Genomic DNA, 9,130 nt, shown 5'->3' on the forward strand with positions numbered 1-9,130 from the left:
ATCGGCAATCTCTTTTTGCTGTTATCCATGAATCATGATTGATCCCAAATTATTAAGAAACAATATTGATGTCGTTAATGCTGCACTAGCCAAACGTGGCGTTCAACTGGATATTGCCGAGTGGAATGCGCTGGAAAGTCACCGCAAAACTATCCAGCAAAAAACCGAAAACCTGCAAGCTGAACGCAATCAGGGTGCCAAGCAGGTTGGACAGATTAAAAAATCAGGTGGCGATGCTTCTGAATTAATGGCACGCATGCAGGCAGTGGGCGAAGAAATGAAAGCTGCCGAGGCTGAACTGGCCAGCTTGCAGCAAGACATTGAACAAAAAGCCTTAAATATTCCAAATCTTCCGCATGAATCTGTACCGGAAGGCAAGGATGAAAGCGATAACGTCGAAGTGCTGCGCTGGGGGACGCCACGTCAGTTTGACTTTGAGATTAAGGATCATACCGATATTGGCGAAATGATGGGTGGACTTGAATTTGAAACTGCCACTAAGCTCACCGGTTCCCGCTTTAGTGTATTAAAAGGTCCGCTGGCACGTCTACAACGGGCAGTGACCCAGTTTATGCTGGACTTACACACCACTGAACATGGTTATACCGAAGCGTATGTACCTTTTCTGGTCAATAGCGACAGTTTGCGTGGTACAGGTCAGTTACCCAAATTTGAAGAAGACCTGTTTAAACTGCAAGGTGAAAAAGAATTTTATCTAATTCCCACTGCAGAAGTGCCTGTCACCAATTTTGTGCGTGATGAAATCATTGATGCAGACCGTTTGCCCTTAAAGTATGCAGCACATACCCCGTGTTTTCGTAGTGAGGCTGGTTCCTATGGCCGTGATACCCGTGGCCTGATTCGTCAGCATCAGTTTGAAAAGGTCGAAATGGTGCAGATTGTCAAGCCAGAGCACTCTTTTGATGCATTAGAAGAACTGACTGCCCATGCAGAGCGCGTTTTACAATTGCTTGAGCTGCCTTACCGGAAAATTTTGCTGTGTGGTGGCGACATGGGCTTTGGGGCAACCAAAACTTATGATCTGGAAGTGTGGATTCCTAGCCAGAATACCTACCGTGAAATCTCCAGTTGCTCCAATATGGGTGATTTTCAGGCACGTCGCATGAGTGCACGCTATCGTAGTGGTGAGAAAAAGACAGAGTTGGTACATACTTTGAATGGTTCTGGTCTTGCGGTAGGACGTACGCTGCTCGCCATTATGGAAAACTATCAGCAGGCCGATGGCAGTATTGCTGTGCCTAAAGTCTTGCAACCTTATATGGGTGGCTTACAACGTATTGACTAACCGCTTATCAATTGACCTTTTAGTGCCAACCCGATAGTGAGTGCGTCATGGATTTATTGCCAATTACCTTAAAGCTTTCCCGGCAGCGCTGTTTAATTGTCGGAGGTGGCAATATTGCATGGCGCAAGGCACAACTGCTGGCTGATGCCGATGCCTGCATTGATGTATTGGCACCAACTATTGAGCCACAGCTACAGGCACTGGTTGAAAAAACCAACGGCCAATATTTGCCTGCTGCCTATTCACAACAGCTTGAGTTGAATCACTATCGTCTGGTGATTGCGGCCACCAATGATGCTACGGTTAATGCTCAGGTATTTGCTGACTGCGAAGCTAAAAATATTCTGGTGAATTCGGTTGATGACCCGCCACATTGCCGGTTTATGATGCCAGCGATTATTGACCGCTCACCCTTACTGATTTCCATTGCAACTGGGGGCGCATCACCAGTGTTGGCACGTCAGCTGCGCACGCAAATTGAAGGCATTTTGCCTGCGCGTCTGGGTGATCTGGTGGCTTTCTCAGGGCAATGGCGTCCAGCAGTTAAACAAAAAATTGCCAATCCCGACCAACGCCGGGTGTTCTGGGAAAAGCTGTATACCAGTCCGGTGGCTGAGCAGGTACTGGCTGGTAATATAAAGCAGGCCAGCGCTGCCATGCCTGAATTTATGGAAAGCTGGCAAGAGCCACACGGTGAGGTTTATTTGATTGGTGCCGGGCCAGGTGATCCAGATTTACTCACGTTCAAGGCATTGCGGCTGATGCAGCAAGCTGATGTGATCGTCTATGACCGTCTGGTATCCGAACCCATTCTGAATTTATGTCGCCGTGATGCAGACCGGATTTATGTGGGCAAGGCCCGCTCTAATCATGCGGTGCAGCAAGAAGGCATCAATGCATTGCTGGTGCGTCTGGCGCAGGAGGGCAAACGGGTCTGCCGTCTTAAAGGCGGTGATCCGTTTATTTTTGGCCGTGGTGGTGAAGAAATTGAAGAGCTATTCGCTGCCAAGGTCAAGTTTCAGGTGGTACCCGGTATTACGGCAGCATCGGGCTGTTCCGCCTACGCAGGTATTCCACTAACCCATCGGGATTATGCGCAAAGCGTTCGTTTTCTGACTGGCCATTTAAAGGAAGGTTCACCTGAACTGCCCTGGAATGAACTGGTGTATGAAAACCAGACACTGGTACTGTATATGGGCTTGGTCGGTCTGGAAAAAATCTGCCAGCAACTCATTGCACATGGCCAGCGCCCGGATATGCCCGTTGCTTTGGTGTCCAAAGGGACAACACCAGAACAAACTGTAGTGGTTGGTACGCTGGCTGACATTGCATCCAAGGTAGAGGGCAGTGGCATTGCCGCGCCAACATTAACCATTATTGGTGAGGTGGTAAAGCTCAGGGATAAGTTAAAGTGGATGTAAGCAGCCTAAATATTAATATCAATTTAATATAGAGAATAAAGGCTGGGCATATTGTCTAGCCTGCCTTTAGCAGTAACTTTAATAATTATAAAAAGTAGATCTATAAAATTAATTTTAGTGATCTAAAACAGAAATTCAAAAAATATCTTGATGTGTCTTGAGATAAAAAATAAATTCTTTTATTTAACTGATAATTATCGTTATTAAAGAAAAAATAATAGAACTAAAGTTTTATAGCTGAAACACCACACAAACTTCACACAATAAACTGTCTATTATCATCAACCCAACATAATAATTTTTAATGATCAGCATACTAAATGCTCAACTGAACAGGAGAAGATCATGAGATTAAATACCATTGACTGGATAGCCTACGCTTTAACGATTATTGGTGGCTTAAACTGGGGATTGGTTGGGGCGTTCAACTTTGATTTGGTGGCTGCAATTTTCGGTGAAATGAGTTTATTGTCACGTATTGTTTATATTCTTGTTGGTATCTCAGCAATTTACCTGATTTACACAGGTACCAAATTGCGTACACACCATGATGTAGCGCATTAAGCGAATCAAGCCATTTAGTTTTAGACTGTCAAAATTGCCAGTAAAATAATGGCTGAGAAGGACTGATTTTATTAAACCGAAATCAGTCCTTTTCATATTTTTTATAGACGGGTTTTAAGGAGAACAATCACTAAGTTATTTGGGTTTTTTATATTATCGGTTTATATCAGCGGCTCGCTGACTTGTGTGACCAGCAGCTGATCAATCTTGTAATGGTCAATATCAACAACCTCAAATTTATAGCCGTCATACTCAACAAAATCGGTTCGCTTGGGAATTTTGCGTAGCATAAACATAATAAAACCCGCAGCGGTTTCATAATTGCCTTCTTCAGGAAGTACATCCAGATCCAGTGCCCGCTTTAAGTCTTCAATCGGGGTGCCGCCATCAATCAGCCACGAATGATCATCGCGTTTGACCACCTGTTGTTCATCCTGCATCGGGCTCACCCAGTCGCCCATCACCGTACTCATCACATCGCTTAAGGTAATCAGGCCAACCACCAGCGCATATTCATTAATCACCACTGCCAGCTTTTCCTTAGTGGAGCGGAAACGATCCAGCAGTTCAGATAAAGTCAGCGTATCCGGAATGGTCAGTACACTGCGAATGGTGGTTTCATTGAGTTGTAATAACGATTGGTTATTTAAAATACGGATCAAAATATCCTTGGTATCTATGTAGCCAATCACATGGTCAATATCTTCATTACAGACCAGAAACTTGGAGTGCGGATAAATGGCAATTTTCTTGCGAATGCTGTCTTCACTTTCCTTAATGGAAAAAAATACCACATTCTCACGTGTAGTCATGGAGGAGGGGACAGTGCGCGATTCCAGTTCAAACACATTTTCAATAAAGTGATGTTCCTGCTGCTGTAATACACCGGCTTGTGCGCCAGCATCCACAATGGCGGAAATATCGTCAAAGGTCAGGTTGTCGTCCCGGGTCATATTGACCTTGAACAGCCGGAACAGGATATTGGCCAGCATATTGATAAAAAACGCCAGCGGCTTGCAGATTTTGATAAACACATTAATAGGGTTAATCACAGCCAGTGCTACCCGTTCTGGGGCAATCATGGCCAGCCTTTTTGGAATCAGGTCGGCAAATAGTACAAAAATTGAAGTAACGAACACAAAAGACAGCGTAAAGCCAATGGTCTGGGTAAATGGTCCACGATAAACCAGCCCAACCAGTTCTACAAAATAAGGCCGAAACGCCGACTCACCCAGAATACCGCCCAGAATAGCAACTGCATTTAAACCAATCTGGGTTGTTGCAAAAAAATTTCCCGGCTGTTCCTGCAAGGCCAACACTTTTATGGCATTGTGATCGCCACTTTCAGCCAGCAGTTTTAGTTTGAGTTTTCGGGCAGCCGCAAAAGCAATCTCGGAGATTGATAAAAATGCTGATGCCATCACCAGCACAGCAATCACAGTAAAATTTTGCAATAAGCTCACGACGACACCTGATTATTATCGACCTGATCATTAGTGCTAAGGGGTAATAAAAACCGTCTAACACTTTGATTCAGCTTACCCTATCATATCTTAAAGGCCCGGGTGCTTGTATATTCCAATATTTGTAGTGTTTTGTGCCTTAAAATCCAGCTTTTTAGCGGCAAATAGGCTACATTCAATCTGACATTCCACAAGAAAAATTTTGTCAAAAACTAATTAAGGGCGATGTATGTAATGCCACTGTTAAACCAAAAGCAGGCCTTGATTGCCAGTTATATTATTATGGGAACTGGCTTGTTGCTGCTTATTCCACTGCATCTGTTGTCCTGATTTATTGCCGGTTTTCTAGTCTATGAAATGGTCAACGCGCTCACGCCATATTTTGAAAAATTTATTTATGGACGGCGAGCCAGACTGGCGGTAGTGGCCATGTTAAGCCTGATCGTCATGGCTTTCTTGATTGTCAGTGTGGGTAGTCTGATTGGTTTTATCATTCAGGATGTACGTGGCGCAGCAGCATTGAGTCACCGGATCACTTTGGTGCTTCAGGATCTGCAAACCCAGCTTGCGGTTTATTTGCCGGGTTACCTGCCCAACAGCGTGGAAGAGCTGAAAAACCAGATCATGCAATGGGTGCAGCGTAATATTGGCTTACTGCAATATACGGGCAAGTATGTGTTGCATGCTTTTATTACCATGCTGATTGGCATGGTGCTGGGTGCCATTGTGTCATTACATCATGTGATGCCACGTGAGGAACCACCATTATTTAAAACTGAACTCATCAACCGGATTACGACACTGGCCAATGCCTTTCGCAATATTGTATTTGCCCAGCTTAAAATCTCAACCATCAACACCATCTTGTCAGGGTTGTTCATTCTGGTATTACTGCCAATTTTTGGCCTGCATCTGCCTTTTGCCAAAACACTGGTCATCCTAACCTTTGTTCTAGGCTTATTACCTGTGGTTGGAAATCTGGTGTCCAATACGCTAGTGTTTATTGCTGGCCTGACCGTTTCATTATCAGTGGCTGTAATTACCCTGATTTACCTGATTCTAATTCACAAGTTTGAATACTTTTTAAATGCCAAAATTGTTGGTGCTAAAATCAGGGCCAATTCATGGGAAGTACTGATTGCCATGCTGGTATTTCAGGGCGCATTTGGGGTTGCAGGATTGGTAGCCGCTCCAATCTATTATGCCTATCTTAAAAGTGAGCTTGAACAGGCCAGGCTGATTTAAGTTTTTTTAAATTTTTGAATAAGCAGTTCCATTATTAAAAAAGGGCAGAAAAAATCTGCCCGAATTTTTTAAAACCAAAAAACCTCAGGGTTCAAGCCGTGGCTGCAAGGCCAGCATTTCACGTTGTTCCTCATCAATAATTTGCCGAGCCACAAACATAATCAGTTGGCGCAACCAGCGATGCGCCGGGTGATGATGTAATAGCGGACACCATGCCATTTTTAGCTCAAATTCCGGAATATAAAATGGCGGTTCCTTAATCACCAGATTCAGGTTTTCAGCCTGTAACCGGGCAATCCGGGTTGGTAAGGTAGCAATCAAGTCAACATTAGACGCCAGCAGGGCAGGCATTTGGTAATGCCGAGTAAACACACTAATCTTGCGCTTCTGGCCAATTCGTTCCAGTGCCTGATCAATCCAGCCCAGACCGCCAGACTTCTCCGGATTAACACCAAACCCAACGCCCATCCCGGTTTTGGATACCCAGATATGCTGTGCTTCCAGATAGCTTTTCAGGCTTAAATGATCAACTGCTGGATGATTAGCACTCAGCAAACAGCTAAAACTGTCGCGCCATACCAGCACCTGATGAAAGCTTTGTGGAATTTCATTAAACCGGTTAATGGCCAGATCAACCTTGCCCTGTTCCATGTCACGATACGACACATCACTGGGCGTCAAAAAGTCCAGTACCACATTCGGGGCTTCACTGCGCATTGCTTTAACCAGCTTAGGCACCAGTGTAGCTTCAGCATAATCCGAGGTCATAATCCGAAATACCCGCGAACTGCTAAATGGCCTGAACTCAGTACGTGGTTCCAGAATCATCGACAGATCAGACAGTGCATCACGGATACGGGGCTGCAATTCCAGCGCCCGTTCGGTTGGTGTCATTCCTTCAGATGAGCGAATCAAGAGGGGATCATTAAACAGCGTGCGCAAGCGACGTAAAATGTTACTCATGGCTGGCTGAGTAACACCAAGCTGTTCAGCCGCACGCGTTACATTTTTTTCCCTAAGTAAAACATCGAGATAGATTAATAAATTTAAATCGACGCGCTCAAGATTCATAAAATAAATACCGAAGATTAAAATGATAAATTAGCTAAATTATGGCATAAAAAGTAGACTCAGCCCATCAGTAAAGCACTATATTTATCTGTTTTTTAGAATAGGGCTTTATTACTTCCAACATTCAAGACAGGAAAATGTCATGGGAACCTATCAATCAGCTCTAGAGCACGTTCGTGGCGTTAAAGCCAAACTAGGCGGTACTTGGAATGCGATTCGTCCAGAAGACGCTGCGCGCATGATCGTTCAAAACCGTTTCCGTACTGGTTTGGATATTGCCAAGTATACAGCTGCTATTCTACGTCAGGACATGGCTGAATACGATGCTGACAGCAGCAAATATACCCAGTCTCTGGGCTGCTGGCATGGTTTTATTGCGCAACAGAAAATGATTGCCAATAAAAAATACTTTGGTACTACTTCCAAACGTTACATCTACCTGTCTGGCTGGATGGTAGCTGCCCTGCGCTCTGAATTTGGTCCTCTGCCTGACCAGTCTATGCACGAAAAAACTTCTGTGCCAGCGCTGATCGAAGAAATCTATACGTTCCTGCGTCAAGCTGATGCCAAAGAGCTGAACGACCTGTTCCGCGCCCTGCAAAAAGCTGAGGCTGCTGGTGACAGCGCTAAAGTTAAAGAACTGGAAAGCCAGATCGACAACTTTGAAACTCATGTTGTGCCCATCATTGCCGACATCGACGCTGGTTTTGGTAACGAAGAAGCAACTTACCTGCTGACCAAGAAAATGATCGAAGCTGGTGCTGCTGCTATCCAGATCGAAAACCAGGTTTCTGATGCCAAGCAATGTGGTCACCAAGCTGGTAAAGTAACTGTTCCTCATGAAGACTTCCTGGCCAAGATCAATGCAGTTCGCTATGCATTTCTGGAACTGGGTATTGATGACGGCGTTATCGTTGCCCGTACTGACTCTGAAGGTGCTGACCTGACCCAGAAAATCCCTGTTTCTAAAGAAAAAGGTGACCTGGCTTCTCAATACATTAGCTACCTGGACACTCAGGAAATCGACATCTCTGAAGCTCAGGACGACGAAATCCTGATCAAGCGTGATGGCAAGCTGCATCGCCCAACTCGTCTGGCTTCTGGCCTGTACCAGTTCCGTGAAGGCACCCAGATTGACCGTGTTGTTCTGGACTGTGTAACTAGCCTGCAAAACGGCGCTGACATGCTGTGGATCGAAACTCCAACGCCAAACGTTGCTGAAATCGCTCACATGGTTAACCGTGTTAAAGAAATCGTTCCAAATGCCAAGCTGGTTTACAACAACAGCCCATCATTCAACTGGACACTGAACTTCCGTCAACAGGCTTATGACCGCTTTGTTGCTGAAGGCAAAGACGTATCTGCTTATGATCGCGCTAAACTAATGAGCGCTGATTATGATACAACTGAGCTGGCTCAGGTTGCTGACGAAATGATCCGTACATTCCAGGCTGATGCTGCTCGTGAAGCTGGTGTATTCCATCACCTGATCACTCTGCCAACTTACCATACTGCTGCGCTGTCTACTCATGAGCTGGCAAAAGGTTACTTTGGTGAAGAAGGTATGCTGGCTTATGTAGCTGGTGTTCAGCGTAAAGAAATCCGCGGCGGTATTGCTTGTGTTAAACACCAGGCAATGGCTGGTTCTGACATCGGTGATGATCACAAAGAAATCTTCGCTGGTGACAATGCACTGAAAGCCGGTGATGACAGCAAAAACACCATGAACCAGTTCGCTGCTCATTAAGACGCGAATCAAGTTCACTAAAAAGCCCTGCTCGTAAGAGTAGGGCTTTTTTATCTATCAAAGATAAAAAAGTTATCAAAACCACTTGCAAAAAACTACAAATACGATAATATAGATTTCCCCAAGCAATGAAGCATTTAAAGAAAATTAAAACGAATAATTTTCTGAAAATAAATCTAAATTTGGGATTGACAAAGAGCGAATATGATATAGAATACGCGCTCTGATTTAGACAACACTGACGAGGTGTTGTGAATTTACCAAGAGATTGGTGGATTGATTCATTAAAAGATTGTAAAGAACAACTTGTGTG

At 44.6% G+C, this 9,130-nt stretch carries 6 protein-coding genes and 1 pseudogene; 5 read left to right on the forward strand and 2 right to left on the reverse strand.

Annotated elements, in window-relative coordinates; genetic code table 11:
- Positions 1–34: 34 nt before the first annotated feature.
- The 3 genes from serS (at position 35) to E2B99_RS01330 (ending at position 3,291) form a co-directional block, all read left to right on the forward strand.
- Positions 35–1,306 (forward strand): serine--tRNA ligase, encoded by a 1,272-nt coding sequence (gene serS / locus E2B99_RS01320; protein ID WP_134243201.1) that lies wholly within the window; start codon positions 35–37, stop codon positions 1,304–1,306.
- Positions 1,307–1,353: 47 nt separating this feature from the next.
- The gene (gene cysG / locus E2B99_RS01325) at positions 1,354–2,727 is read left to right on the forward strand and encodes a siroheme synthase CysG (RefSeq protein WP_134243202.1); all 1,374 of its coding nucleotides are present in this window, start codon (positions 1,354–1,356) and stop codon (positions 2,725–2,727) included.
- A 345-nt stretch (positions 2,728–3,072) separates the two neighbouring features.
- The gene (locus tag E2B99_RS01330) at positions 3,073–3,291 is read left to right on the forward strand and encodes a DUF378 domain-containing protein (protein ID WP_134243203.1); all 219 of its coding nucleotides are present in this window, start codon (positions 3,073–3,075) and stop codon (positions 3,289–3,291) included.
- A gap of 161 nt (positions 3,292–3,452) precedes the next feature.
- Here the strand turns inward: E2B99_RS01330 and E2B99_RS01335 are convergent, their stop codons facing one another.
- Complete coding sequence (locus tag E2B99_RS01335; protein WP_134243204.1) at positions 3,453–4,754, reverse strand: hemolysin family protein; 1,302 nt, start codon at positions 4,752–4,754, stop codon at positions 3,453–3,455.
- Positions 4,755–4,988: 234 nt separating this feature from the next.
- On the opposite strand from E2B99_RS01335, the pseudogene E2B99_RS01340 reads away from it, so the two are divergent.
- Positions 4,989–5,999 (forward strand): annotated as a pseudogene (locus E2B99_RS01340) (AI-2E family transporter).
- Between the two features lie 84 nt (positions 6,000–6,083).
- Here E2B99_RS01340 and E2B99_RS01345 read toward each other — a convergent pair.
- Entirely contained in the window at positions 6,084–7,070 is a 987-nt protein-coding gene (locus E2B99_RS01345) for a LysR family transcriptional regulator (protein WP_026471295.1), read from the reverse strand.
- Positions 7,071–7,212: 142 nt separating this feature from the next.
- Here E2B99_RS01345 and E2B99_RS01350 point away from each other — a divergent pair, with 142 nt between their 5' ends.
- Entirely contained in the window at positions 7,213–8,817 is a 1,605-nt protein-coding gene (locus E2B99_RS01350; protein WP_134243205.1) for an isocitrate lyase, read from the forward strand.
- The last annotated feature ends 313 nt before the right edge of the window (positions 8,818–9,130 follow it).

The organism is Alkanindiges illinoisensis, from assembly GCF_004377485.1.
Classification (GTDB): Bacteria; Pseudomonadota; Gammaproteobacteria; order Pseudomonadales; family Moraxellaceae; genus Alkanindiges; species Alkanindiges illinoisensis_A.